Below are 24,527 nucleotides of genomic sequence, written 5' to 3'. Positions count from 1 at the left end.
TCGGCGGCCTCAATAGCCGCCGACGACGGGCAGGATCTCGCCCGTGATGTAGCTCGCCGTCTGCGGCGAGGCGAGGAAGACGTAGGCCGGCGCCAGCTCCTCGGGCTGTGCGGGGCGGCCCATGGGCGATCCGCCGCCGAAATTCTCGACGATGTCGGCCGGGGCGTCCGCGGGGTTGAGCGGTGTCCAGACGGGCCCGGGCGCCACCACGTTCGCGCGGATTCCGCGGGGCAGGAGCTGGCTCGCCAGCGCCCGGGTGAAGGAATGGATGCCGCCCTTGGTCATCGAGTAGTCGAGCAGCGTCTTGTTGCCCATGATGCCGGTGACCGAGCCCGTGTTCACGATCGACCCGCCGTAGGGCAGGTGCGGCACGGCGGCCTTCGTCATGTTGAAGTAGCCGCGCAGGTTCGTGCGCATGGTGCGGTCGAAGTGCTCCTCCGAGATGTCCTCCAGCGCCATGGCGTGCTCCTGGAAGGCGGCGTTGTTGACGAGCACGTCGAGCCGGCCGAAGGCCTCCAGGGTGCGCGCGACGGCGAAGCGGCAGAAGGCTTCGTCCGAGACGTCGCCGGACAGGACGAGGCAGCGCCGGCCCTCGGCCTCGACGGCGCGGCGCGTCTCCTCGGCGTCCTCGTCCTCGGCGAGGTGGACGACCGTGACGTCGGCGCCCTCGCGGGCGAAGAGCACGGCGACGGAGCGGCCGATGCCGGAATCGCCACCCGTGACGATCGTCGCCATTCCGTCGAGCTTGCCCGAGCCCCTGTAGAACGGCGCATCGTAGAGCGGGCGCGGGTCGAGGTCGGCCTCGGAGCCCGGCTTGTCCTGATGCGTCTTCGCATAGGGCAGCTCGGGATAGGGCCGTGCGCCCGCCTGCATGGGGCCCTCGCGGCCGGCGCTTCCGCTCTGCCCCGTCCGGTCAGCCCGGTCGATGCGCTCCTGAATCGCGCGGTATTCCTGCGCCACGCGTGCGGCGTTCTCGCGAAACGTGGTCTCGTCGCTCATGATGCCTCCTGCCTGGAAATCGCTCCCGGCCCATCGACGCGGGGCGCGAATGCGGGAGCGCGCCGCGGGTTCCGGCCCGCGGTCGCGCGGCGCGTTCGCTCACTCGACCGGAGAGAGCCGCAGGACGGCGCCGTCCTGCTGGTCGGAGAGGACGAAGACGCGCCCGTCCGGGCCCTGCACGACGTCGCGGACGCGCGTACCCAGCGGGATGCGCTCCGCCTCCTCGCGCGCCTCCCCGTCCTCGAAGTCGACGCGCACCAGACCCTGCGAGACGAGGCCACCGATCAGCGCGTCCCCCCGCCACGCCTCGTAGAGGTCGCCCGTGTAGAAGATCATGCCCGCGGGCGCGATCACCGGGGTCCATTGCAGGGCCGCGTCGGCGAAGTCCGGATGCGTCGGCGGATCGGGGATGTCACGGCCGTCGTAGTGCCGGCCCCAGCTCACGACGGGCCAGCCGTAGTTGCGGCCCGCCTCCGGCTGGTTGAGCTCGTCGCCGCCCATCGGGCCCATCTCGGCCACCCAGAGTTCGCCGGTGTCCGGATGCAGCGCCGCGGCCTGGATGTTGCGGTGGCCGTACGACCAGATCGCGTCCTCGGCGTTCGGGTCGCCGACGAAGGGGTTGTCCTGCGGGATCGAGCCGTCGCGGTTCAGGCGCACGATGGTGCCGAGCGTGTTCGACAGGTCCTGCGCCGGCTCGAACTCGAAGCGTTCGGCCATTGCGAGGAAGACGTGGCCGTCGGGCGTGAAGACGATGCGGCTGCCGAAGTGGTTCTCGCCGGACGTCGCCGGCTCCTGGCGGAAGATCGTCTCGAACCCCGCGATCCGGCCCTCGACGAGCCGCCCGCGGCCGAGCGCCGTGGCGGCGCCGCCGGCGGCGGGATCGGCGAAGCTGAGCCAGACCAGGTCGTTCTCGGCGAAATCGGGGTCGAGCGCCACATCGAGCAGCCCGCCCTGGCCCTGCGCGAACACCTCCGGCACGCCTTCGATCGGCTCGGACAGCGTGCCGTCGGTGGCGAGGATGCGCAGGCGGCCCGGCCGCTCGGTGACGAGAAGCCGCCCGTCCGGCAGGAAGGCCATGCCCCACGGGTGCACGAGCCCCTCCGCGATCCGCTCGACCGCGATCGGGCCGGCGTCGGTGGAGAGCGTCTCGACCTCGGCGATGGTCGGGAAGGTCGGCTCCTGCGCCGGGGCGGCGCCGGCGGCGAGCGCGCCTGCGACGAGGGCCGTCGTCGCTGCGAGCGGAACTCTCGGGGGACGGTGCGTGCGCATGGGATCTCCTCGCGATGCGTGTCGCGGGAGAACCGACGCCTGCGCGCGCCGTTCCGAGGCCGGCGCGCGTCAGGCCGCCGCGCGCAGCACGGCGACGAGGGCGGGCGCGTCGAAGGCGATCGCGCTCGCCTTCATCGAGGACGACGTCTCCGCCATCTCGGCGAGGGTCTCGTGGTCGGCGGGATCGACGCCGAGCGCTGCGAGGCCCGGCAGGCCGTGGCGGGCGGAGAAGGCGGCCAGCGCGCGCGGCGTCTCCTCGGGCGAAACGCCGAGCGCCGGCGCGAGATCGGGACGCACCTCGGCGAGGCGCCGCGCGAGCTCCGATCCGGGCGCGGCCGCGGCGTCGAGGGCCTCGAGCGCGTGCGGCAGCAGCGCGCCGCAGACGGCGCCGTGGGGCGCGTCGGCCAGCCCGCCGATCGGCCCGGCGAGGCCGTGGACGACGCCGAGGCCGGCATGGGCGAGCGCGAGGCCGCCGCACAGGCTCACGAACGCCATGGCGTCGCGGGCGTCCGCGTCCTCGGCCTCCATCAGCCGCGCCAGCGCCGGCAGCGCCAGCGGGATCGCGGCGCGGCAGAGCGCGTCGGTGAAGGGGTTCGCGCGTGCGCTGAGATAGGGCTCGATCACCTGGGTCAGTGCGTCGAGGCCCGACGCCAGCGTCGGGGCGCGGGGGAGGCCGTCGGTGAGCGCCGGGTCGACGATGGCGAGGCGCGGCACCATGCGCGCATCGCGCAGGCTCACCTTGCGGCGGTGCTCCGGCACGCCGACGACGGCGTTCTTCGTCACCTCCGCACCGGTGCCGGCGGTGGTCGGAAGGGCGATGCAGGGGAGGGGCGCGCGCCCCAGCGGCAGGCCTCGGCCGACGACCTCGAGGTGGTCGAGCGGTGCCGTCTCCTGGGGGATCAGCGCCGCGAGCGCCTTGCCGAGGTCGATCGCGGCCCCGCCGCCGATGGCGACGACGGCGTCGGGGGCGAAAGCGCGGGCGGTCTCGAGCGCGTCCTCCAGCAGCGGCAACGTCGGCTCGCCGGGGCAGCCGAGCGCCGTGACGGCGACACCGCACGCCACGAGGCCCTCGTGGAGCCAGCCGGCTCGCGCCGAGTCGCGCCCGTGCACGAGCACGACGCGGCGCGCCATCGCGGCCACGAGCCCCGGCGCCTCCGCCGCGCGGCCACGGCCGAAGACGATCTGGCCGGAGGGGCCGAAGGTGAATGAGGGGAGGGGCATCGGGGCGCTTCTCGGGAGGTTCGGTCATGACGCGGTTCTGTCATCCCGGACTTGCTTCGCAATCCGGGATGACAGAACCGCAGGTGCCGATCGAGCGGCGCGCCGGCGCCGCGGCGGGGACGGGTCCCGCGGCGTTCGTGGACGCGCGCGCTCCCGCGCACGCTGAGCAGAACACCTGTGGTTCTGGGTCCCGGGCTCCCTTCGGGACCCGGGATGACGAAGAGGCGGGACCTCGCGGCCCCGCCCCCTTTTCGCAAGCCTTCCGGCTCAGTTGTTCTGCCAGCTCTGGATCAGCTCGTCGTAGCCGATCGTGATCGGCTGCGGGTCCTCGTTCTCGAGGGCCGGCTTGGGCGCGCCGGGCTGGTCGAGCCAGTACTGCGGGTCGCGCTCCTCGTTCAGCACCGGGCCGAGATCGCCCAGCACGCCGGCGCGCTCGAGACGCGAGAGCACCTGCTCCTGCTCGGCGCACAGGTTGTCCATCGCCTGCTGGGCGCTGGTCGCGCCCGACGACGCGTCGCCGATCGCCTGCCACCAGAGCTGCGCGAGACGCGGGTAGTCCGGCACGTTGGTGCCCGTCGGGGTCCACTGCACGCGCGCGGGCGAGCGATAGAACTCGACGAGCCCGCCGAGCATCGGGGCGCGCTCGGTGAAGCTCTCGTGCTGGATGGTCGATTCACGCACGAAGGTGAGGCCGACGTGCGACTTCTTCACGTCCACGGTCTTCGAGGCGATGAACTGCGCGTAGAGCCAGGCGGCCTTGGCGCGATCCTCCGGCGTCGACTTCATCAGCGTCACCGAGCCGGCGTCCTGGTAGCCGAGCTTCATGCCCTCTTCCCAGTAGGCGCCGCGGGGCGAGGGGGCCATGCGCCACTTGGGCGTGCCGTCCTCGTTCACGACCGGCAGGCCCTCGGCGACCATGTCGGCGGTGAAGGCGGTGTACCAGAAGATCTGCTGCGCGATCTCGCCCTGGGCCGGGACCGGGCCCGCCTCGGAGAAGGTCATGCCGGCGGCGGCCGGGGGCGCGAAGTTCTGCAGCCAGTCGACGTAACGCTCGACCGAGTAGACGGCGGCCGGGCCGTTGGTCGCGCCGCCGCGGGCGACGCAGGAGCCGACCGGACGGGAGTTCTCGTCGACGCGGATGCCCCACTCGTCCACGGGCAGGCCGTTGGGGATGCCCTTGTCGCCGGCGCCGGCCATGGAGAGCCAGGCGTCGGTGAAGCGCCAGCCCAGCGACGGGTCCTTGCGGCCGTAGTCCATGTGGCCGAACACGGTGCGGCCGTCGATCTCGCGGCCGGTGAAGAACTCGGCGATGTCCTCGTAGGCCGACCAGTTCACCGGCACGCCGAGGTCGTAGCCGTACTCCTCCTTGAAGGCGGCCATGATCTCCGGATCGGTGAACCAGTCGTATCGGAACCAGTAGAGGTTCGCGAACTGCTGGATCGGCAGCTGGTAGACCTTGCCGTCCGGCCCGGTGGTGAAGCTGATGCCGACGAAGTCCTCGATGTCGAGGTTCGGGTTGGTGACGTCCGCGGCCTCGTTCGCCATCCAGTCGGTGAGGTTGCGGACCTGCTGGTAGCGCCAGTGCGTCCCGATCAGGTCGGAATCGTTGACGTACATGTCGTAGATGTTCTCGCCGGTCTGCATCTGCGTCTGCAGACGCTCGATCACGTCGCCCTCGCCGATCAGGTCGTGCGTGACGTTGATGCCGGTGATGGCCGAGAACGCCGGCGCGAGCACCTGGCTCTCGTACTCGTGGGTCGTGATGGTCTCCGACACGACGCGGATGTCCATGCCGCGGAACTGCTCTGCCGCGTCGATGAACCATTGCATCTCCGCTTCCTGCTCCTCGCGGGAGAGGCTGGAGAGATCGCCGATCTCGGCATCGAGGAAGCCGCGGGCGGCCTCCATGTCCGCGAAGGCGGGCGTCGCCATCGCGAAGAGGGCCGCCGCGGCGACCGATGTCGTCAGGTACTTGCGCATTCGTGGTCCTCCCGAACCGTTGTCGTTGAGAGAGCCGCCGGCTCCTGGCGTGCAGCCGGCAGGTTGCAGACCCGATCAGACGAAGCGGAAGACCGCCGCGGCGTAGATCAGGCAGGCGATCAGCGCACCCCACAGGGGCGGGCCGAACATTCCGAGCCAGGCCAGCGAGATGAAGGCCGACCCGAGAAGGCTGATGAAGAGCCGGTCGCCGCGCGTCGTCTCGATGCGCAGGATCCCGACCCGCGGCGTCTCCGGACGGAGCGCGGCGATGATCGTCATCGTCACGAGGAGCGCGCCGATGACCATGAAGAAGATCGCGGTGGGCCAGGTCCAGGCCATCCAGTCCATGGAAGTTCCTCCTCAGACGCGGCCGAGCGCGAAGCCCTTGGCGATGTAGTTGCGGACGAACCAGATCACGAGCGCGCCCGGCACGATGGTCAGGATTCCCGCCGCGGCGAGCACGCCCCAGTCGAGGCCCGACGCCGAGACCGTGCGGGTCATGGTCGCGGCGATGGGCTTGGCGTCGACCGAGGTGAGCGTGCGGGACAGCAAGAGCTCGACCCAGGAGAACATGAAGGCGAAGAACGCGGCCACCCCGATGCCGCTCGCGATCAGCGGCATGAAGATCTTCACGAAGAAGCGCGGGAACGAGTAGCCGTCGATATAGGCCGTCTCGTCGATCTCCTTGGGCACGCCGCGCATGAAGCCCTCCAGGATCCACACCGCGAGCGGCACGTTGAAGAGGCAATGCGCGAGCGCCACCGCGATGTGGGTATCGAACAGCCCCACCGCCGAGTAGAGCTGGAAGAAGGGCAGGGCGAACACGGCCGGCGGCGCCATGCGGTTCGTCAGCAGCCAGAAGAACAGGTGCTTGTCGCCCATGAAGCGGTAGCGGCTGAAGGCGTAGGCCGCGGGCAGCGCCACCGTCACCGAGATGACCGTGTTCATCACCACGTAGATCATCGAGTTGACGTAGCCCATGTACCAGGACGCGTCGGTGAGGATCGTGCGGTAATTGTCCAGCGTCGGTTCCTGCGGCCACAGCGAGAAGGACGAGAGGATCTCGCTGTTGTCCTTCAGGCTCATGTTGAAGAGCCAGTAGATCGGCAGGAGCAGGAAGACGAGGTACAGCGTCATGACGACGGCGGACGTCTTCACGCGCGGCCCGGCGGCGGCGCTGGTGCGCGCGAGCGTCGCGCCCTGGGCCCGGACGACAGCGGCCTGCGCCATCACACGCCCTCCTTCTTGTCGAGGTTGACCATCACCGTATAGAAGACCCACGAGATCAACAGGATCACGAGGAAGTAGATCAGCGAGAACGCTGCCGCGGGACCGAGGTCGAACTGGCCGATGGCGGTCTTCACCAGGTCGATCGACAGGAACGTCGTCGCGTTTCCGGGGCCGCCGCCGGTGAGGACGAAGGGCTCGGTATAGATCATGAAGCTGTCCATGAAGCGCAGCAGGATCGCGATGAGCAGCACGCCCTGCATCTTCGGCAGCTCGATGTAGCGGAACACCTTCCAGCGGCTCGCCTGGTCGATCTTGGCGGCCTGGTAGTAGGCCGAGGGGATCGAGACGAGGCCGGCATAGGCGAGCAGCGCCACGAGCGAGGTCCAGTGCCAGACGTCCATCACGATGATGGTGATCCAGGCGTCGAGCGCATCCTGCGTGTAGTTGTAGTCGATCCCGAGCTCCGAGAGCGTGCGGCCGAGCAGCCCGATGTCGACGCGCGCGAAGACCTGCCAGATCGTGCCGACCACGTTCCACGGGATGAGCAGCGGCAGCGCCATCAGGACGAGGCAGACCGAGACCCAGATCCCCTTCCTCGGCATGCACAGCGCGACCAGGATCCCGAGCGGCACCTCGATGGCGAGGATGATGGCCGAGAACAGGATCTGGCGGCCGAGCGCGTCGCGGATGCGCTCGGAGGCGAGCACCTGCTCGAACCACTCGAAACCGGCCCAGAAGAACACGTTCTGGCCGAACGTGTCCTGGAACGAGTAGTTCACCACCGTCATCAGCGGGATGACGGCCGAGAAGGCGACGAGCACCAGGACCGGCAGGACCAGGAACCAGGCCTTTTGGTTGACGGTCTTGTCCATCACGCGGCCCGCCCTTGCAGCATGCGCCCCTCGACGAGGCGATCCTCGACGTAGACACCGACCCGCGCGGGGTCGAAGACGACGCGGTTCATCTCCTGCGAGACCGGGCGGCCCTCCGGCACGACGACGTTGATCTCGCGCCCGAAGAACTCGAGCCGCACGATGCGGTGGCGCCCCACGTCCTCGATCCGCCGCACCCGCACCGGCAGTCCCGGGCCGTCCTTCGACAGGGTGAGGAATTCCGGGCGGACGCCGATCTCGACCTTGCCCGAGAGGGCGGGGTAGGAGGCGTCGAGCGGGATCTCGACGCCCTCGACGTGCGCGGACGTCCCCTCGACGCGCGCCGGGATCACGTTCATCCCCGGCGAGCCGATGAAGTAGCCGACGAAGGTGTGCGCCGGGCGCTCGAACAGCTCCGCCGGCGTGCCCGTCTGCACGACCTGGCCGTCGTACATGACGACGACCTTGTCGGCGAACGTGAGCGCCTCGGTCTGGTCGTGCGTCACGTAGATCATCGTGTGCCCGAACTCGCGATGGAGCGCCTTGAGCTGCGTGCGCAGCTCCCACTTCATGTGCGGGTCGATGACGGTGAGCGGCTCGTCGAACAGGATGGCGTTGACGTCCTCGCGCACCATGCCGCGGCCCAGCGAGATCTTCTGCTTGGCGTCCGCCGTGAGCCGCCGCGCCGCGCGATCGAGCACGTCCGCCATGCCGATCATGTCGGCGATCTGCTCGACGCGCCGGCGCACGTAGTCGCGGTCGGCGCCGCGGTTCACGAGCGGGAAGGCGAGGTTCTCGCGCACCGTCATCGTGTCGTAGACGACGGGGAACTGGAACACCTGGGCGATGTTGCGCGCGGCCGTCGGCAGCTGCGTCACGTCCTCCTCGCCGAACAGGATCTGTCCCTCCGAGGGGATGATCAGCCCGGAGATGATGTTGAGCAGCGTCGTCTTCCCGCAGCCCGACGGGCCGAGCAGCGCATAGGCGGAGCCGTCGTCCCAGACGAGGTCGAGACGCTTCAATGCGTAATCGGCTTCCGATCGCGGCGTGCCGGAGTAGGAATGGGCGAGGTTCGAGAGATGGATGCGGGCCACCTTGCGCCTCCTCAAGCCGCGAGCGCGTAGGAGGCGGGTGCGGCGAGCGCGCCGTCCTCCTCGAAGACGTAGACGTGGGCGGGGTCGACATGCACCGTCAGCGCCCGCCCGTGCTCGAGCGCCCGTACCCCGTGAACGAGGCCGACCCACCGCTCACCGCCGTGATCGATGTGGACGTAGGTCTCCGAGCCGGTGATCTCGGTCTCCGAGAGCACCGCCGGGAAGGCGAGGCAGCCCGGATGGGGCGGCTCGAGCTCGAGATGGTTCGGCCGAAAGCCGGCGAGATAGCGCCCGTCCTTCAGTGCGCCGAGCGCGCCCAGCGCCGGCACGCTCTGGCCCTCGCCGAACAGGAGCCGGTCGCCCGCCTTGGCGATCTTGAGGAAGTTCATCGGCGGATCGGAGAACACCCGCGCCGTCACCGCGTCGGCCGGGCGACGGTAGACGTCCGGCGTGCGGCCGAACTGGGTGACGCGACCCTCCCAGAGCGTCGCCGTGTTGCCGCCCAGCAGCAGCGCCTCCTCGGGCTCGGTCGTGGCGTAGACGAAGATCGCGCCCGATTCCTCGAAGATGCGCGGGATCTCCGCGCGCAGCTCCTCGCGCAGCTTGTAGTCGAGGTTGGCGAGCGGCTCGTCGAGCAGCACGAGGCCCGCGTCCTTCACGAGCGCACGGGCGAGCGCGCAGCGCTGCTGCTGGCCCCCCGAGAGCTCGAGCGGCTTGCGGTCGAGCAGCCCGTCGAGCTTCATCAGGGCCGCCGTCTTCTTCACCGCGGCGTCGATCTCCGCCCTCGGGCGACGGGCGACCTTCAGCGGGGAGGCGATGTTCTCCCACACGGACAGGGTGGGATAGTTCACGAACTGCTGGTAGACCATGGCGACGTTGCGGTCCTGCACGCGCCGGTCCGTGACGTCCTCGCCGTTCCAGACGATGCGGCCGGTCGCCGGCTTGTCGAGGCCGGCCATCAGGCGCATGAGCGAGGTCTTGCCGGCGAGCGTCGGCCCGAGCAGCACGTTCATCGTCCCCTTCTCGAGCGTCAGCGACGTCGGGTAGATGTGGGTGCGTCCGTCGACCACCTTGGACACGTTGTCGAGCACGAGCGTCATGCGCGTGTTGCCTCCCGTCATTCCGCCGCCAGGCTGCGAACCGCCGTCCCGCGATCGCGCATGAAGGCGTCGAGCGCCTGCGCCTCCTCGCGGGTCAGCCGCAGCCCGAGCTTCGTGCGCCGCCAGATCACGTCCTCGGCGCGCGCGGCGTACTCGCGCTCCATCAGCCAGACGATCTCGCGCTCGGTCAGCGTCGCGCCGAAGGCGCGTCCGAGATCCTCCGCGCGCGTCGCGTCGCCGAGCACGTCGCGCGCCTGCGTGCCGTATGCGCGCACCAGCCGGTGCGCCCAGAACGGCCCGAGGAAGGGATAGTCGCGCGCGAGATCGGCGACGAGCCGCTCGAATCCGTCGACGGGGAAGTCCCCGCCCGGCAGCGGCACGCCGGCCGTCCACGGGCCGGACGCCTGCGGGAAGAAGCGGGCGATCTTGGCCATCGCCGATTCCGCCAGGCGACGGTAGGTCGTGATCTTGCCGCCGAAGACATTGAGCAGCGGCGGGCCGTTCTCGTCGAGCGAGAGCACGTAGTCGCGCGTCGCGGCCGTGGCGGACTTCGCACCGTCGTCGTAGAGCGGGCGCACGCCGGAATAGGTCCAGACCACGTCCGAGCGGCCGATGGGCGTCTTCAGGTATTCCGAGACGAAGCCGCAGAGATAGTCGATCTCGGCGTCCGTCGCCTTCGCCTCGCCCGGCCCGCCCTCGTGGTCGCGGTCGGTCGTGCCGATCAGCGTGAAGTCGGTCTCGTAGGGAATGGCGAAGACGATGCGCCCGTCGCCGCCCTGGAAGATGTAGCAGCGGTCGTGCTCGAACAGCCGCTTCGTGACGATGTGGCTGCCGCGCACGAGGCGCACCTTCTCGGACGAGTTGATGCCGAGCACGCCCGCGATCACGTCCGCGACCCACGGCCCGCCGGCGTTGACGAGCGCCTTCGCCCGCGCCGTCTCCCGCCGCCCGTCGGCGTGGGCGATGTCGATCGTCCACAGGCCGCCCTCGCGGCGCGCCGAGACGACCTTGGCGCGCGGCAGGATGCGCGCCCCGCGCGCCTCCGCGTCCCGGGCGTTGAGCACGACGAGGCGGCTGTCCTCGACCCAGCAGTCGGAATACTCGAAGCCCCGCGCGAAGTCGTCCTTGAGCGGCGCGCCCGCCGGATCGCGGGCGAGGTCGAGAGAGCGCGTGGCGGGCAGGACCTTCCTGCCGCCCAGGTGGTCGTAGATGAACAGGCCGAGCCGCAGGAGCCAGGCCGGACGCAGGCCGCGATGGTGCGGCAGCACGAAGCGCAGCGGCCAGGAGATGTGCGGCATGGCGCGCAGCAGCGTCTCGCGCTCGATCAGCGATTCCCGCACCAAGCGGAACTCGTAGTACTCGAGATAGCGCAGCCCACCGTGGAAGAGCTTCGTCGAGGCCGACGATGTCGCCGACGCGAGATCGTTCATCTCCGCGAGCGCGACCGAGAGGCCCCGGCCGGCCGCATCGCGGGCGATGCCGCAGCCGTTCACGCCTCCACCGATGATGAACAGATCGAAGGCCTCGCGGCCTCCGGCTTCCTCCGACACGACGTTCCGTCCCTCTCGCTTATTTTCGCTGAGCGTCGCGTCTCGGCTTCGGTGAGTCAACCGTTATTTTCGCAAATTTTCGTATCGACTGCGTTCGCGCGTGAAATCGCCTCCCGCGACGCATCCGGGGCAGCGGAGCGCGCGCCGGCGCTTTCGCGGATGCGCGGGCCATGCGCGTTGCCTTTCGCCGCGCGTCCTGCCACGGTCCGCGCCGGAGAGCAGGTACGGAGCGTGGCCGGCATGGCTCAGAACTTCCGCCAGAAGGAGATCCTCGATCTCGCCCGCCAGCACGGCAAGGTCGTCGTGGAGGATCTCGCGGCGCATTTCGACGTCACCGTCCAGACCATCCGCCGCGACCTCACCGAGCTCTGCGAGGCCGGCGAGCTGACGCGCGTCTACGGCGGCGCGATCCTGCGCTCGGGCGTCGCCAACATCGGCTACGAGGACCGCCGCGGCCTGATGGCGGAGGAGAAGGACGCGATCGCCCGCGCCTGCGCCCGCGCCATCCCCGACGACGCCTCGCTCTTCCTCAACATCGGCACGACCACGGAGGCGGTGGCCCGCGCGTTGCTGTCGCACCGCAACCTCATGGTCGTGACCAACAACATCAACGTGGCCAACATCCTCTCCGCCAACGAGAGCTGCGAGGTGGTCGTCGCCGGCGGCGTCATGCGCCGGCCCGACGGCGGGCTCGTCGGCGACGTCACGCTCGAGATCGTCAAGCATTTCAAGGTCGACGTCGCCGTCATCGGCGCCTCGGCGCTCGACCTGGAGGGCGACCTGCTCGACTTCGACTTCCGCGAGGTGCGGGTCTCCCAGGCGATCCTGCGCCAGGCGCGGCGGGCCTACCTCGTGGCCGACCATTCGAAGTTCTCGCGCAGCGCGCCCGTGCGCATCGCCTCGCTGGAGGACGTCGACACGTTCTTCACCGACGCCCCCCCGCCCGAGCCGGTGCGCAAGCTCTGCCGGGACTGGGGCACGGAGATCGAGCTCGCGGTGGAGGAGGCGAGCCGCAAGGTCGGCTGAGTCCGCACGCGCAGGGGGCGCGCCCCGGCTTCCCGGAGCACGCCCCTCGCTCGATCCCGGCGGAGCAGGAGGACGTCAGATGTCGAAGAGGCCCTCCTCGCCCACGTCGTCCTCCCACATGCCGAACTCGGTCTCGTCGATGCCGCCGCTGTCGTCGGCATCGTAGGCCGAGTACATGCCCGCCGAGAGCTCCTCGTCGTTCAGCATGTCGTCGTCGTTCGTATCCCAGTCCTCGAAAGCGGTCTCGCCGTAGCGCTCGGTGAAGCGCGCCTCGTCGCCGCGGGCCTCCTCGAACTCGGTGCGCGTGATCGAGCCGTCGCCGTCGGCGTCGATCGAGCCGGTGAGGCCCTGGTTCGCCCAGCCGGTGTTCCACTCGGTCTGGTCGATCACGGCGTCGGTGTTGGCGTCCCAGTCGTTGTACGCCTGGGCGCCGGCCGGAGCGGCCATCAGGGCGAGGGCGAGCGAGGCCGCGGCGGTGGTGGTGAGCCAATTCCTGGTCATGAGCGTCTCCCGTCGGTTGTTGGACGGGAGCACGAATGCGCGAGCGCGCGCCGGGTTCGAGCACGGCGGCAGAAATGGGGGCGCCGCGCGTTGACCCCCGCATCGCGCTGGCGCATCGTCGCGCCGCGGCGGGACGGCAGAGGGCGTGAGCCGATGGCGGTCCGGGACCTGTTCTATCTCGTGGCGCTCGGCGCGCTCGTCGGCGTCATCCTGCATCTCGGCCGCACCGTGCTCGTGCCGGTCGTCGTGGCGATCATGCTGACCTACGTCATCGTCGGGGCGGTCGATGCGCTCGGCCGCGCGCCGCTCCTCGGCCACACCCCCACCTGGCTGCGCTACGTGGTGGCGGTGATCACCTTCCTGGCGGCGCTCGCGCTCCTCGGGCTCCTCGCCGCGGCGAACCTGCGCGGCCTCACCCTCGTGCTGCCCGCCTACGAGTCGAACCTGCGCGAGCTCCTCGACCGGGTCGCGGCCCCCTTCGGCGCCACCGGGACCGCGCTGTGGGAGGGGGTGCGGGCGCTCACGATCGACCGGATCGACGCCGGCCGCGCGGCGCTGTGGATCCTCAACACCCTGGCGAACGCGGGCGCGTACCTCGTCCTCATCGTGACCTATGTCGTCTTCCTCCTGCCGGAGCGGACGGTGATGCCCAAGAAGCTGCGCGCCATCGCCGGTGACAGGGCGCCGAGCGGGCGATCGCAGGAGGTCCTCGCGCGCATCAACGGGCAGATCACCTCCTACCTGTCCGCGAAAACGGCGGTGAACCTCGTGCTCGGCGTCCTCTCCTTCGGCGTGCTGATGCTGCTCGGGGTCGAGTTCGCCGTGTTCTGGTCGCTGTTCATCGCGCTCGCCAACTACGTGCCCTACATCGGCTCGCTCGCGGCGGTGGCGCTCGTCGTGCTGCAGATCCTGGCGCAGACGGGCTCGCTCGCGACGACGCTCGTGGGGCTCGGCCTGCTGGTGGCGGCGCAGGTCTACGTCGGCAACTGGCTCGAGCCGCGCTGGCTGAGCCGCTCGTCGAATCTCGGCCCCTTCGTCGTGCTGCTCTCCCTCGTCGTCTGGGGCGCGCTCTGGGGCATGCCCGGGGCGATCCTCGCCGTGCCGCTGACCTCGATCCTGATGATCGTGCTCGCCTCCGGCCCGCAGACGCGGGCGATCGCCATCCTGATGTCGCGGGACGGGCGGATCGACTGACGCGACCCGCGCTCCCCGCGGCGTTGCCACGGATGGCCATCTGCAATAGGCGTGGTGCCACCGCCGCGGCACAGGAGACCCGGGCATGCGCGTGGGAGCCCCGCTCGAGACCCGCCTTCCGACCGACGGCCTCCACGGCGAGGCGATCGCGCGCACCATCCTCGCGCTCGCCTCCGCCGCGGCCGAGCTCTCGGGCCTCGTCGCTCGCGGCGCGCTGGAGAGCGCGCTCGGCGCCGAGATCGGGGAGGGGCACGAAGCGGGCGACGCGCAGCGCGCGCTCGACGCCGTCGCCGACGAGCTGTTCCTGACGGCGCTCGCGGGCGCGCCGGTCGCCGCCGTCGCGTCCGAGGAGCGGGAGGACGTGCACGTGCTCGCGCCGGGCGCGCCGCTCGCGGTCGCGATCGATCCGCTCGACGGCTCCTCGAACATCGACGTCAACGCCCCGGTGGGCGCCATCTTCTCGATCGTCGAAGCCGGCGCGGGCGCCGAACCGCGAGCCGCCTTCCTCGCACCCGGCACGGGGCAGTGCGCGGCCGGCTTCTTCGTCTTCGGGCCGGCGACGACGCTCGTCCTGAGCGTCGGGCGCGGCGTCGATCTCTACGTGCTCGACCGCGTCTCGGGTGGGTTCCGGCTCGCGCGGGCGGGGCTTCGGGTGCCAGAGAGCGCGCGGGAATTCGCGATCAACGCCTCGAACCGCCGCCACTGGGAGCCGCCGCTCGCGGCCTGGTTCGCCGATTGCCTCGCCGGCTGCGAGGGGCCGCTCCGCGTCGACCACAACATGCGCTGGATCGCCTCGCTCGTGGCGGAGACCTACCGGATCTTCACCCGCGGCGGCGTCTACCTCTACCCGGCGGACGCACGCGCCGGCTACGCGCGCGGGCGCCTGCGGCTCGTCTACGAGGGGCGGCCGATCGCCTTCCTCGCGGAGCAGGCCGGGGGGCTCGCCACGGACGGGCGCCGGCGCATCCTCGACCTGGAGGCCGGATCGCTGCACGAGCGCTGCCCGCTCGTGTTCGGGTCGCGGGAGATGGTGGAGGCGGTCGGGGGCTACCTCAGCGGGTCGCGTCCGGGCTGAGACCGCCCTTGAGCTCGGCGAGCACCTCGGCCGCGCGCAGGAAGCGCCACGGGTCGACGGCGCGGCCGTCGAGGCGGGTCTCGTAGTGCAGGTGCGGACCGGTTGAGCGGCCGCTCGAGCCGGCCCGCCCGATCAGGTCGCCGGCGGCGACCTCCGCGCCGTCGCTCACCGTGATCGCGGAGAGATGGGCGAAGCGCGTCGTCAGCCCGTTGCCGTGGTCGATCTCGACGAGCTTGCCATAGCCGCCGGCGCGCCCGGCGGCGACGATGCGTCCGGCCGCCGTGGCGTAGACCGGCTCGCCGGTGCGCGCGCGGAAATCGATGCCGGCGTGGAAGGCCGGGCGGCGCGTGAACGGATCGGAGCGCACGCCGAAGTTCGAGGTGACCGCGATGTCGCCGTCGACGGGGCGCTCGAAGGGGATGGTGATCGTCGTGCGGCGCAGGCGGTCGCGGGCGACGAGGCTCTCCTGCAGCTCGGCGACCCGCGCCTCGAAGCCGCCGGCCTCCGCGTCGATGCCGATCGGGATGAACGGGCCGCCGATCCCTTCGGCTGCGAGCACGTCGGGATGGGCGGGCTCGAGGGCATAGGGATCGAGGCCGGCGGTCTCGATCGCGTCGCGCATGATGCCGGCCTCGAGCTCGACCTGCAGGCGGATGCGCTCCAAGGCGCGGATCTGGCCCTCCTCGACGACGGAGAGGGAGCGCTCGGCCGCATCGAGATTCGCGCCGACGCTGGCGGCGGCGGGCAGGGCGAGCGTCGCGGCGCGCTCCACGGCCGTCTCGCCCGTCGCGTCGCCGCGCAGCCGCAGCTCGAACGGGCCGGGCGCGGGCCTCGGCTCGGGGCGGGGACGCGTCTGAGGCGCGAGGTCCTCCGGTCGCGCGGGCGGGCTCGCGAGCGGCGCGAAGGCCGAGGCCGCGTCCGGCAGGACCGCCGCGCCGGCGATGGCGCCCGTGACCGCCGCCGGCGCGATCCGCTGGGCGAGGTCCGCGAGCACCGCCTGGCGCGTCTCGACCTCGACCTGTCGGCTCACCAGCGAGGCGACGCGCTGCTCCATCGTATCTTGGTCGATCAGCTTGCGGCTCGCGACCCGGTCGAGCCGCGCCCGCAGGGCGCCGAGGTGATCCTCGTAGCGCGCCTCCGTCAGGGCCTGGCGGCGCAACAGCTCGGCGACGAGATCCTCGCGCGAGGCAATGTACCACGTCGCCCCCGCCGCCCAGGCGGTGAGCAGCGTGAGCACGACGCCGAGCGCGGCGGCGGCGAAGGGGCCGACGGCGAAGAGCGTGCGGGGCGGTGCGCTCGCGCGCGGCACGAGGTCGCGCTCGCGGACCACGTGGTCGTGCGACAGGCGCTCACCCCGCAGGCGTCCTCGTCCGTCGTGCATGCGTCGCATCCCCTTGCGGAAACTCGACGCTATTCAACACCCGTTAGGGTTAAGATCCCGCAAACGGGAAACACACCCGGCCGGCTCAGAGCGCCTGCACCGCCGCGAGCACTTCCTCGGCGTGGCCGGGGACCTTCACCTTGGGCCACACCCTGGCGACCCTGCCCTCGGCGTCGATCAGCACCGTCGTGCGCTCCACGCCCATGTACTTCTTGCCGTACATGCTCTTCTCGACCCAGACGCCGTAGGCCTCCAGCATGCCCTTCTCCTCGTCGGCGAGGAGGTCGAAGCCGAGCTCGTACTTGGCCTTGAACTTGTCGTGGCTCTTCGCCGAATCGGGAGACACGCCGACGATGACGGCGCCGGCGGCCTCGAAGGCGTCGCGCATGCCGTTGAAGGCCTGCGCTTCCTTGGTGCAGCCGGAGGTGTCGTCCTTGGGGTAGAAGTACAGCACCACCGTCTTGCCCCTCAGGTCCGAGAGGGAGACGGACCGGCCGCCGTCGGCCGGGAGGGTGAAGGCGGGAGCCGGGTCGCCGATGACGAGCGCCATGTGCCATCCTTTCGTCGGTTTTGCGATATGGTCGTCGCGCGAGGAACGCGCGCCGTGTACGGCGGGCAATCAAGCAGGGATCACACCCCGGGGCCAGCCCCGCGCACGCGCGCGCGGCATCCCCCACGGGGCGTGTGGCCGGAGCGGACCAGCGCGTGGACGAGGAGGTGACCCATCTGCGCCCGAGCGCCTTGCGCGGCGGGCGTTTCGGTCGGAGCGCCGGGCTGCGCGACGCCAAGCGCCGCCGCGGCGTCGGCCGGCGCCTGCTCGTCCTCAAGCTCTGGCTCGTCGCCGGGCTCGTGGCGCTCGGCGGCGCGCTCTACCTGCGCCTCGATTCGGCGCCGCTCGAGATCGCGGGGCTGTCCGAGCGGGTCGCCGCCGCGGTCGAGGATCGGCTCGGCGCCGCCTGGCGCGTGTCGCTCGCCGATTCGGCGCTGACCCTCCACGAGGGATCGCCCGCGCTCGCCGTCGACGGGCTCGACCTCACCGATCGCGACGGCGCGCGCATCGCGCATGCCCCGCGGGCGATCGTATCGGTCGGCGCGCTCTCTCTGCTGACGGGTGCGCCCGTGCCGCGGGCGGTCGTGCTCTCGGATGTCGAGCTGCGCGTCCTCGTGGCGGAGGACGGCACGGTCTCCCTGCTGCCGCCCGACGGCGGCGAGCCGGTCGCCGCGCCCATCCGGCCCGCCGGCGAATCGCCGGCTTCGGACCTGCCCGCGGTGGGCCCGGTCGCCGCCGTGGCGGGCGCGCTCGCGGGCATCCTCGACGAGGCGAGCCCGCTGGGCGGGCTCTCGCGGGCGCGGCTCGAGAATGCCCGGCTCACGCTCGTCGGTGCCGACGGCCGCGAGCGCGTGGGCTTCGCGCGGGTCGATGCGCGCGTGCGGCGCGACGGCGCGATGCGCCGCATCGAGGCGACCTTCGACGGCCCCGGCGGCGCCTGGAGCGTGGAGGGCTCCGTCGGACGCGAGCCCGACGGCGGGCGCGCGGCCCGGCTCGCCGTCGAGGCGATGCCGGTGCGCGACCTCACCCTGGTGACCGGCCTTTCCGATGCGCTCGGCTCGCGCGACCTGACGCTCACCGGCGAGGCGGCGATCGCGATCGGTCCCGACGGCGACCTGCGCCGCTTTTCGGCCCGCCTCGAGAGCAATTCCGGCTGGCTGCGCACGCGCGATCCGTTCATGCCGCTCGTCCCGGTGGAGCGGCTCGCAGCCGAGGCCACCTGGCTGCCCGGGGAGAAGCGGCTCGCGCTGCGAAACGTCGAGATCGCCGGCGGGCGCACCCGCGTGACTCTCGCCGGCGCCCTCGTGCCCGAGGGGAGCGACGGCCGCTGGCGCCTCGCCCTCGCCGGGGGCGACGCGGTCGTGCGCGGCGCCACCGACGCCGAGCCGACGCTCGCGCTGTCGCGCGTGTCGGTGGCCGCACGCGGCGGGTCGGACGGGGTCGTCGTCGAGGAGCTCTCCCTCGCCGGACCGGGTGTCGATCTCGCGCTGATGGCGTCCTTCGGCGGCGCCGAGGATCGCGGCGGCCTGCGCGTCGCGCTCGACGCCGTCGACCTGCCCGTGCGCGCCGCGCTCGCGCTGTGGCCGGATTTCGTCGCACCGATCCCGAGGCTCTTCCTGCGCCGGGCGCTGACGAGGGGCACCGTCACCGACCTCGACGTCGCCGTCGCGCTCACCGGCGAGGACCTCGCCGGCCTCTTCGAGAAGCAGCCGCTGCCGCCCGAGGCGATCGACGTGCGCTTCGCCATGGAGGGCGTGCGCCTGGTGCTCGACGAGGACTTCCCGCCGCTGCGCGACGCCGTGGTCAGCGGCACCGTCACCGGGGAGGACGCCTTCGTCGATGCGACGAGCGCCCACGTCCTCACCGCGGACGGCCGGCGGCTCGACGCGAGCGACGGCCGCTTCCGCCTGGAGAATTACTGGGAATCCACCTCGCCGGCGCGCATCGCCTTCTCCGCCACGGGCGGGCTCGATGCGCTCGCCGCCTTCCTGCGCACGCCCGCGCTCTCGGGCGCGGCCGACCTCGCGCTCGATCCGGACGCCGTGGCCGGCGATGTCGCGCTCGATGTCGCCTTCTCCTTCCCGATCGGCGAGCCGGTCGAGGTGGCGCGCCTGCCGATCGCCGCGACGGGCCGGCTCGAGAACGTCTCGGCGCCGCTCGTCGGCGACGCCGAACGCCTGGAGGACGGCTCGCTCGCCCTCGGCTTCGATCCCGACGGGACGCTGCGGCTCGACGGGACCGGGACGATCGCGGGCTCGCCGGTGACGGTCGCGCTCGTCGATCCCCGCGGGAGCCCCGGCGAGGCGCGCGTCTCGGGCAGCGTCGACGCGGGCCTCCTCGCCGCGCGTGGGCTCGTGCCGCAGGGCGCCGCGAGCGGGCCGGTCGCCCTCGAGGTCGAGGCGCGGCTCGGGCCGGGAGACGCACTCTCGGCGACGATCGCCGCGGATCTCGCCGGGGCGCGGCTCGACGGTCTGCTGCCCGGCTGGACCAAGGCCGCGGGCGCGCCGGGTACGCTCGCGGTCAGCCTCGCCACCGACCCGGAGGGGATCGTCTTCCGCGATCTCGCGCTCGAATCGGGTCCCGTCGTGCTGCGCGGCGGCGGACGGGTCGGCCCGGACGGCGCGCTCCGGAGCCTCGATCTCGCCACCGCACGGCTCTCCCGAGGCGACGACGCTGCGCTGACCGTCTCGCGCACCGAGGGCGGCGCCTGGGCCGCGCGGCTGACGGGATCGGTCTTCGATCTGCGCCCGATCATGACGCACCTGCGCGACGACGGTGGGGGCGGCGACGACGGCGCTGCCGCCCTCGACGCGAGGCTGGACGCGCGCGTCGACATTCTCGGCGGCTTCGGCGGCGAGGTGCTCACGAACGTCGCGGCGGGCCTGCGTGTCGTCGACGGCGCCGTTCGGGACGGCACGATCGACGCCCGCTACCCGGGCGGGCCGCTGACGGCGCGCATCGTCGACGGGCGTCTCGCAGTGGAGACGGCCGACGCCGGCGCGACCCTGCGCTTCCTCGACCTCTACGACCGCATGATCGGCGGGCGGCTCGCCCTGCAGGTCGGCCTCGACGGCGCGCGCGCGCCCGGCCAGCTGATCCTGTGGGACTTCGTGCTGCGCGACGAGCCGGCGCTGCGCAGCGTCGTCGGTCGCCAGCTGCCGGCGAGCGCGGGCAGCGACGCTCGGTTCGGCCTCTCCGGCCCCGCAGTCGACGCGAGCGAGGCGTTGTTCACGAAGGCGCAGGTCGACTTCATCCGCGACGGCTCGGTCCTGACGCTCGCCGACGCGCGGATGTGGGGCCCGCAGCTCGGCTTCACGCTCGAGGGCTGGGTCGACCTGGAGGCGCAGCGCCTCGACATCGCCGGCAGCTACGTGCCGGCCTACGGGCTCAACAACGCCTTCGCGCAGGTGCCGGTCTTCGGCACGATCCTCGGCGGGAGCCAATACGAGGGGCTGTTCGCCGTGAACTTCCGCGTCGCCGGCCCGGTCTCCGACCCGGCGCTGACGATCAACCCGCTCTCGGCGATCGCGCCGGGCGTGCTGCGCCGCCTCTTCGGCGCCGGCGCCCCGACCCGCCGCGGCCCCGCGCTCGAAGCCCCGCCGCCCGCCCCGCCGCTCGACATCACGCCAGGGTAACGCGCGCGCCGCCGCCTCCCCGACGGGGGCGGAGCGACGGCGTCACACGGCCCGCGCGAGGACCCGCCGGGCCCGCTTGAGGTGGGGCATGTCGATCATCTCGCCCTCGATCGCAACCACGCCGGCACCGGGGTCGGCCTCGAAGGCGGCGACGATGGCGCGCGCGCGGGCGACCTCGGTGGGGGAGGGCGTGAAGGCCTCGTTGATCACCGGCACCTGCGCCGGATGGATCGCGAGCTTGCCCGCAAAGCCGTCCCGGCGCGCCGCGCGGCATTCGGCGGCGAGGCCGTCGAGGTCGCGGAAGGCGGTGTGGACACCATCGATGGCGTCGACCTCCGCCGCTGCGGCCGCGAACAGCATCATGTTGCGGGCGATCCGGTAGGGCTCCGTCCAGGCGCCGGCCTCGTCGCGGTTGCTCTCGGCGCCGAGATCGGCCGAGAGATCCTCGCCGCCCCAGGCGAGGCCGCGCAGGCGGTGGCTCGCGCCGCCGTAGGTGCCGAGCCCGAAGATCGCGCGCGCCGTCTCGGTGGCGATGGCGTGGATGACGGTGCCGCCGTCCGGCAGGCCGTATTCCGCCTCGCGCACCGCGATCAGCGCGGCGAGGTGCGCGACGTCCTGGCCGCCTGCCGCCTTCGGCAGCACGATCCCGTCGGGCGACGCCGGCATCACGGCGTCGAGATCCGCGCCGATGAGATCGGTGTCGAGCGCGTTCACGCGCACCAGGAGGCGCGGGCGGCCCTCCACGGCCGCGGCGCGGGCGAGGAAGGCGGCGGCGACGGCGCGCCCGCGGGCCTTCTCGGCGGGCGCGACGGAATCCTCGAGATCGACGATCAGCGCGTCGGCCCCCGCGCCGAGCGCCTTCTCGAGCTTCTTCTCGCTGTCCCCGGGAACGAAGAGATACGACCGCATCCGTGCCTCCTCACGCCGCCGGGCGCTTGAGCATGAAGGCCTGGCGGGTGCACTGCGCGACGAGCGTGCCGTCCTGCTTGTAGGCCCTGTGGCGGAAGGTGACGATGCCGGCGTTCGGTCGCGATCGCGATTCGCGCTTCTCGACGACCTCGGTCTCGCACCGCACGGTGTCCCCCTCGAACAGCGGTGCGGGGAAGGTGACGTCCGTCATGCCGAGGTTGGCGATCGTGGTCCCGACCGTCGTGTCGTTCACCGAGATGCCGATCATCAGGCCCAGCGTGAAGAGCGAGTTCATCAGCGGGCGCCCGAACTCCGTCTGCGTCTCGCAGAAATGCGCGTCGATGTGGAGCGGCTGCGGGTTGAGCGTCATGTTGGAGAACAGCATGTTGTCCATCTGCGTCACCGTGCGGGTGAGGCGATGGGGGATGACCGTGCCCGGCTCGAAGTCCTCGAAGTAGATCCCGCCCCTGGGGTGGCGCCGCGCCTCGTCGACCATGCCGTTCATCCTCCTCGCGGGTGCGCTCGCGGCGCCCTCTAAAGCCTTCGTTTACCATGATCGGGCGATGATGCAGCCCAGACCCGAGCCGCGCCCGTCGGCCGCGACCGGGCCCGAGGACCCGCGGCGCGCCATGTTCCTGTTCACCTCGCTTCCCGCGCAGACCAGCCCGTCCGCAACGGCCGTGCCGCCGCCCGTCGTCGATGCGATCCGCGACGGAGCGCGGGCGAGCGGGCTCAGTTTCGACTACCTCCTCGCCACCGCGCAACGCGAATCGGCGCTCGATCCTTCCGCGCAGGCGAGCACGTCGTCCGCGACGGGCCTGTTCCAGTTCATCGAGCAGACCTGGCTCGGCCTCGTCGACAGCGAGGGGCCGCGCCTGGGCCTCGCCGAGGAGGCACGCGCCGTCGTGCGCGGGGCGGACGGACGCTACCACGTGCCCGATCCCGCGCAGCGCGCCGAGATCCTGGCGCTGCGCGAGGACCCGCGGCTGGCCGCACAGCTCGCCGGCGCGCTGACGAACCGCAACGCGGCCGCGCTCGAATCGGCGCTGGGCGGGGCGCCGAGCGAGGCCGACCTCGCCGTCGCCCACGTGCTCGGCGCGACCGGCGCCGCGACGCTGATCCGCGCCGCCGGCGAACGCCCGCAGACCCCCGCCGAGACGCTCTTCCCGCGCGCGGCGGAGGCGAACCCGGCCCTGTTCCGCGACGGCGCGGGTGCGCCCCGCTCGGCGGCGGCGCTCTATCGCACGATCGCGGACGCGCACGAGGCGGCCCGCACGCACGCCGCGACGGCGGGAACGGCGCCCGCGCCCGACGGCGCCGCGCCCGCCTTCGGCGCCGACGCGCCGCTCGCCTTCGCCCGCCGCGACGGGCCGGCCTTCCACGGCCTGTTCCGGACCGACGGCGCAGCGCCCGGCCCGGTCTCCGGGGCGGTGGCGAGCCTGTGGAGCGCGCCGCCGGACGGTGCCCTCCCGACGCCCGCCGCGGCGCCCGCGCCGCCGGTCGCGCCCTCGACGGCGCCGATCCGCGGCGCCGCCGGCCGCGTCGAGGGCCCGCTCGACCTCGCCGCCGTGGCTCGGGGGGCGCGATGATCGTCCGGCGCTTCCTCCTGTGGGCCCGCACGGCCTCCCCCGGCGACCGCGCCGAGGCGGTGAGCGCGCTCGCGCGGGCCTATCTCTACGGCGACCTCGCCCACGCCGACCGCCGGGACGCCGAGACCGCGCTCACCGCGATGCTCGACGATCCCTCGCCGCTCGTGCGCCGGGCGCTGGCGGAGGCGGTGGCGAACGCGCCGGAGGCGCCGCGCCACATCGTGGTGGCGCTCGCCTCCGACCAGAGCGGCATCGCCGCCCTCGTCCTCGCGCGCTCGCCGCTCTTGACCGACGCCGATCTCGTCGACTGCGCCGCGCTCGGCGACGACTTCGTGCAGACCGCGATCGCGCTGCGTCCGCGGCTCTCGTCCGCCGTCTCGGCGGCGCTCGCGGAGATCGCCTGCCCGCAGGCGGTCGAGGAGCTCCTCGGCAATCCCGCGGCGGGCCTCGCGCCCTCGACCTTCGCCCGCATCCACGAGCGGCTCGGCGAGGAACCCGCGATCCGCGAGGCGCTGCTCGCCCGCGCCGACTGCCCCGTCGACGTGCGCCAGACGATCGCCGTCGCCGTGGCGGCGCGGCTCGAGCGCTTCGTCGTCGGCTGCGGCTGGCTCTCGGCGGAGCGCGGCGCGCGCGTCGTGCGCGAGGCGCGGGAGAAGACCACGGTCGCGCTCTCGGCCGGTGCGCAGGCGGACGCGATGCGCCTCGTCGTGCACCTGCGCCGCTCGGGCCAGCTCACGCCGGCCATGATCCTGCGCGCCGTCCTCTCCCGCGCCATGCCGTTCGCCGAGGCCGCCTTCGCGGATCTCGCGGAGATGCCGGCGAAGCGCGTCGTGGCGCTGCTGCACGACCCGCGCGGCGCGGGCTTCCCGGCGCTGTACCGCCGCGCGAAGCTGCCGGCCGCCCTGCTGCCGGCCTTCGAGGCCGCCCTGTCGGCGCTGCGCGAGCCGGAGGGAGACCGGGCGAGCGGCGGCGCGCAGCTCTCGCGGCGGATGGTCGAGCGCGTGCTCTCCGCCTGCGCGGCGCTGCCGGCGGAGGAGGCCGGCAAGCTCCTCGTGCTCCTGCGCCGCTACGAGGTCGAGGCCGCGCGCGAGGAGGCCCGCGAGGCGAGCCGGGCGATGGCGGAGGACGCGGCGCTCGACGTCGCGCTCGCCCATGTCGAGCGCGGCATCGTCGAGGCGATCCGCTCGCGGCGGCTCGGGCTCGCGGCCTGAAGGGGCGGCCGCTCACGCAGCGCTCGTGAATGCCGCGCGCGCGGCGTTCCGCCTTGCCCTTCCTGCCGAACCCGCCTATAAGCCGCCCGCGCCCGCTAGACACCCTTGGAGGCACGGGCGCGCGCCGGGCCGCCGCGTTGG

21 protein-coding genes are annotated in these 24,527 nt (G+C 72.5%); 6 read left to right on the top strand and 15 right to left on the bottom strand.

What is annotated here, in order from left to right; translation table 11 throughout:
- Nucleotides 1–9: 9 nt before the first annotated feature.
- The 10 genes from G407_RS0115815 to glpD form a co-directional block, all read right to left on the bottom strand.
- Nucleotides 10–999 (bottom strand): SDR family oxidoreductase, encoded by a 990-nt coding sequence (locus tag G407_RS0115815; protein WP_043539957.1) that lies wholly within the window; start codon nucleotides 997–999, stop codon nucleotides 10–12.
- Nucleotides 1,000–1,098: 99 nt separating this feature from the next.
- Complete coding sequence (locus G407_RS28080; RefSeq protein WP_084327567.1) at nucleotides 1,099–2,268, bottom strand: PQQ-dependent sugar dehydrogenase; 1,170 nt, start codon at nucleotides 2,266–2,268, stop codon at nucleotides 1,099–1,101.
- Between the two features lie 69 nt (nucleotides 2,269–2,337).
- Nucleotides 2,338–3,489, bottom strand: a complete 1,152-nt coding sequence (locus G407_RS0115805; protein WP_029031599.1) for an iron-containing alcohol dehydrogenase — start codon at nucleotides 3,487–3,489, stop codon at nucleotides 2,338–2,340.
- A gap of 267 nt (nucleotides 3,490–3,756) precedes the next feature.
- A complete protein-coding gene (locus tag G407_RS0115800; protein ID WP_029031598.1) occupies nucleotides 3,757–5,469 on the bottom strand; it encodes an ABC transporter substrate-binding protein in 1,713 nt (570 codons plus the stop codon).
- Between the two features lie 75 nt (nucleotides 5,470–5,544).
- Entirely contained in the window at nucleotides 5,545–5,817 is a 273-nt protein-coding gene (locus G407_RS0115795; RefSeq protein ID WP_029031597.1) for a DUF2160 domain-containing protein, read from the bottom strand.
- Nucleotides 5,818–5,829: 12 nt separating this feature from the next.
- Entirely contained in the window at nucleotides 5,830–6,606 is a 777-nt protein-coding gene (locus tag G407_RS0115790; protein ID WP_245259101.1) for a carbohydrate ABC transporter permease, read from the bottom strand.
- Between the two features lie 92 nt (nucleotides 6,607–6,698).
- Nucleotides 6,699–7,571 carry a carbohydrate ABC transporter permease gene (locus tag G407_RS0115785; RefSeq protein WP_029031595.1) on the bottom strand — a complete coding sequence of 291 codons (873 nt, stop codon included), beginning with the start codon at nucleotides 7,569–7,571 and terminating at the stop codon, nucleotides 6,699–6,701.
- A complete protein-coding gene (locus G407_RS0115780) occupies nucleotides 7,571–8,665 on the bottom strand; it encodes an ABC transporter ATP-binding protein (RefSeq protein ID WP_029031594.1) in 1,095 nt (364 codons plus the stop codon). The genes G407_RS0115785 and G407_RS0115780 overlap by 1 nt, the downstream gene beginning before the upstream one ends.
- Before the next feature lie 11 nt (nucleotides 8,666–8,676).
- A complete protein-coding gene (locus tag G407_RS0115775) occupies nucleotides 8,677–9,765 on the bottom strand; it encodes an ABC transporter ATP-binding protein (RefSeq protein WP_029031593.1) in 1,089 nt (362 codons plus the stop codon).
- A 17-nt stretch (nucleotides 9,766–9,782) separates the two neighbouring features.
- Nucleotides 9,783–11,315 (bottom strand): glycerol-3-phosphate dehydrogenase, encoded by a 1,533-nt coding sequence (glpD, locus tag G407_RS0115770; RefSeq protein WP_029031592.1) that lies wholly within the window; start codon nucleotides 11,313–11,315, stop codon nucleotides 9,783–9,785.
- 240 nt (nucleotides 11,316–11,555) lie between these two features.
- On the opposite strand from glpD, the gene G407_RS0115765 reads away from it, so the two are divergent.
- The gene (locus G407_RS0115765; RefSeq protein ID WP_029031591.1) at nucleotides 11,556–12,341 is read left to right on the top strand and encodes a DeoR/GlpR family DNA-binding transcription regulator; all 786 of its coding nucleotides are present in this window, start codon (nucleotides 11,556–11,558) and stop codon (nucleotides 12,339–12,341) included.
- Between the two features lie 75 nt (nucleotides 12,342–12,416).
- Here the strand turns inward: G407_RS0115765 and G407_RS28075 are convergent, their stop codons facing one another.
- Entirely contained in the window at nucleotides 12,417–12,842 is a 426-nt protein-coding gene (locus G407_RS28075) for a hypothetical protein (protein ID WP_043539956.1), read from the bottom strand.
- 153 nt (nucleotides 12,843–12,995) lie between these two features.
- On the opposite strand from G407_RS28075, the gene G407_RS0115755 reads away from it, so the two are divergent.
- Nucleotides 12,996–14,036, top strand: a complete 1,041-nt coding sequence (locus G407_RS0115755; protein ID WP_029031590.1) for an AI-2E family transporter — start codon at nucleotides 12,996–12,998, stop codon at nucleotides 14,034–14,036.
- An 85-nt stretch (nucleotides 14,037–14,121) separates the two neighbouring features.
- The gene (locus G407_RS28070) at nucleotides 14,122–15,111 is read left to right on the top strand and encodes a class 1 fructose-bisphosphatase (RefSeq protein ID WP_052341444.1); all 990 of its coding nucleotides are present in this window, start codon (nucleotides 14,122–14,124) and stop codon (nucleotides 15,109–15,111) included.
- On the opposite strand, the gene G407_RS28065 is transcribed toward G407_RS28070, so the two are convergent.
- Nucleotides 15,089–16,492: a M23 family metallopeptidase gene (locus G407_RS28065; RefSeq protein WP_156917609.1), complete on the bottom strand. Its 1,404-nt coding sequence runs from the start codon at nucleotides 16,490–16,492 to the stop codon at nucleotides 15,089–15,091. The two genes, G407_RS28070 and G407_RS28065, sit on opposite strands and share 23 nt — an antisense overlap.
- Before the next feature lie 85 nt (nucleotides 16,493–16,577).
- The gene (locus G407_RS0115740) at nucleotides 16,578–17,042 is read right to left on the bottom strand and encodes a peroxiredoxin (protein ID WP_029031589.1); all 465 of its coding nucleotides are present in this window, start codon (nucleotides 17,040–17,042) and stop codon (nucleotides 16,578–16,580) included.
- A 155-nt stretch (nucleotides 17,043–17,197) separates the two neighbouring features.
- Between G407_RS0115740 and G407_RS0115735 the strand changes: the two genes are divergently transcribed.
- Nucleotides 17,198–20,677, top strand: coding sequence for an AsmA-like C-terminal region-containing protein (locus G407_RS0115735; RefSeq protein ID WP_029031588.1), 3,480 nt, complete (start codon nucleotides 17,198–17,200; stop codon nucleotides 20,675–20,677).
- 42 nt (nucleotides 20,678–20,719) lie between these two features.
- Here G407_RS0115735 and G407_RS0115730 read toward each other — a convergent pair whose 3' ends face one another.
- On the bottom strand, nucleotides 20,720–21,586 hold the full coding sequence (locus G407_RS0115730) for an HpcH/HpaI aldolase/citrate lyase family protein (protein ID WP_029031587.1): 867 nt from the start codon (nucleotides 21,584–21,586) through the stop codon (nucleotides 20,720–20,722).
- Between the two features lie 10 nt (nucleotides 21,587–21,596).
- On the bottom strand, nucleotides 21,597–22,082 hold the full coding sequence (locus G407_RS0115725; RefSeq protein WP_029031586.1) for a MaoC family dehydratase: 486 nt from the start codon (nucleotides 22,080–22,082) through the stop codon (nucleotides 21,597–21,599).
- Between the two features lie 67 nt (nucleotides 22,083–22,149).
- On the opposite strand from G407_RS0115725, the gene G407_RS28060 reads away from it, so the two are divergent.
- Together G407_RS28060 and G407_RS0115715 are read left to right on the top strand one after the other, a co-directional pair.
- Nucleotides 22,150–23,175 carry a lytic transglycosylase domain-containing protein gene (locus G407_RS28060; RefSeq protein WP_156917608.1) on the top strand — a complete coding sequence of 342 codons (1,026 nt, stop codon included), beginning with the start codon at nucleotides 22,150–22,152 and terminating at the stop codon, nucleotides 23,173–23,175.
- Nucleotides 23,172–24,386 carry a DUF2336 domain-containing protein gene (locus G407_RS0115715; protein WP_029031585.1) on the top strand — a complete coding sequence of 405 codons (1,215 nt, stop codon included), beginning with the start codon at nucleotides 23,172–23,174 and terminating at the stop codon, nucleotides 24,384–24,386. The genes G407_RS28060 and G407_RS0115715 overlap by 4 nt, the downstream gene beginning before the upstream one ends.
- The last annotated feature ends 141 nt before the right edge of the window (nucleotides 24,387–24,527 follow it).

Source organism: Salinarimonas rosea DSM 21201 (assembly GCF_000429045.1).
In the GTDB taxonomy this organism is placed as follows: domain Bacteria; phylum Pseudomonadota; class Alphaproteobacteria; order Rhizobiales; family Beijerinckiaceae; genus Salinarimonas; species Salinarimonas rosea.
This window is presented reverse-complemented; position numbering and strand designations above follow the sequence as displayed.

Excerpts from the sequence above, each read along its gene's own strand:
- G407_RS0115815 (WP_043539957.1), bottom strand. The coding sequence starts at position 999 with ATGAGCGACGAGACCACGTTTCGCGAGAACGCCGCACGCGTGGCGCAG.
- G407_RS28080 (WP_084327567.1), bottom strand. The coding sequence starts at position 2,268 with ATGCGCACGCACCGTCCCCCGAGAGTTCCGCTCGCAGCGACGACGGCC.
- G407_RS0115805 (WP_029031599.1), bottom strand. The coding sequence starts at position 3,489 with ATGCCCCTCCCCTCATTCACCTTCGGCCCCTCCGGCCAGATCGTCTTC.
- G407_RS0115800 (WP_029031598.1), bottom strand. The coding sequence starts at position 5,469 with ATGCGCAAGTACCTGACGACATCGGTCGCCGCGGCGGCCCTCTTCGCG.
- G407_RS0115795 (WP_029031597.1), bottom strand. The coding sequence starts at position 5,817 with ATGGACTGGATGGCCTGGACCTGGCCCACCGCGATCTTCTTCATGGTC.
- G407_RS0115790 (WP_245259101.1), bottom strand. The coding sequence starts at position 6,606 with ATGACGCTGTACCTCGTCTTCCTGCTCCTGCCGATCTACTGGCTCTTC.
- G407_RS0115785 (WP_029031595.1), bottom strand. The coding sequence starts at position 7,571 with ATGGACAAGACCGTCAACCAAAAGGCCTGGTTCCTGGTCCTGCCGGTC.
- G407_RS0115775 (WP_029031593.1), bottom strand. The coding sequence starts at position 9,765 with ATGACGCTCGTGCTCGACAACGTGTCCAAGGTGGTCGACGGACGCACC.
- G407_RS0115765 (WP_029031591.1), top strand. The coding sequence starts at position 11,556 with ATGGCTCAGAACTTCCGCCAGAAGGAGATCCTCGATCTCGCCCGCCAG.
- G407_RS28075 (WP_043539956.1), bottom strand. The coding sequence starts at position 12,842 with ATGACCAGGAATTGGCTCACCACCACCGCCGCGGCCTCGCTCGCCCTC.
- G407_RS0115755 (WP_029031590.1), top strand. The coding sequence starts at position 12,996 with ATGGCGGTCCGGGACCTGTTCTATCTCGTGGCGCTCGGCGCGCTCGTC.
- G407_RS28070 (WP_052341444.1), top strand. The coding sequence starts at position 14,122 with ATGCGCGTGGGAGCCCCGCTCGAGACCCGCCTTCCGACCGACGGCCTC.
- G407_RS28065 (WP_156917609.1), bottom strand. The coding sequence starts at position 16,492 with ATGCACGACGGACGAGGACGCCTGCGGGGTGAGCGCCTGTCGCACGAC.
- G407_RS0115740 (WP_029031589.1), bottom strand. The coding sequence starts at position 17,042 with ATGGCGCTCGTCATCGGCGACCCGGCTCCCGCCTTCACCCTCCCGGCC.
- G407_RS0115730 (WP_029031587.1), bottom strand. The coding sequence starts at position 21,586 with ATGCGGTCGTATCTCTTCGTTCCCGGGGACAGCGAGAAGAAGCTCGAG.
- G407_RS0115725 (WP_029031586.1), bottom strand. The coding sequence starts at position 22,082 with ATGGTCGACGAGGCGCGGCGCCACCCCAGGGGCGGGATCTACTTCGAG.
- G407_RS28060 (WP_156917608.1), top strand. The coding sequence starts at position 22,150 with ATGATGCAGCCCAGACCCGAGCCGCGCCCGTCGGCCGCGACCGGGCCC.
- G407_RS0115715 (WP_029031585.1), top strand. The coding sequence starts at position 23,172 with ATGATCGTCCGGCGCTTCCTCCTGTGGGCCCGCACGGCCTCCCCCGGC.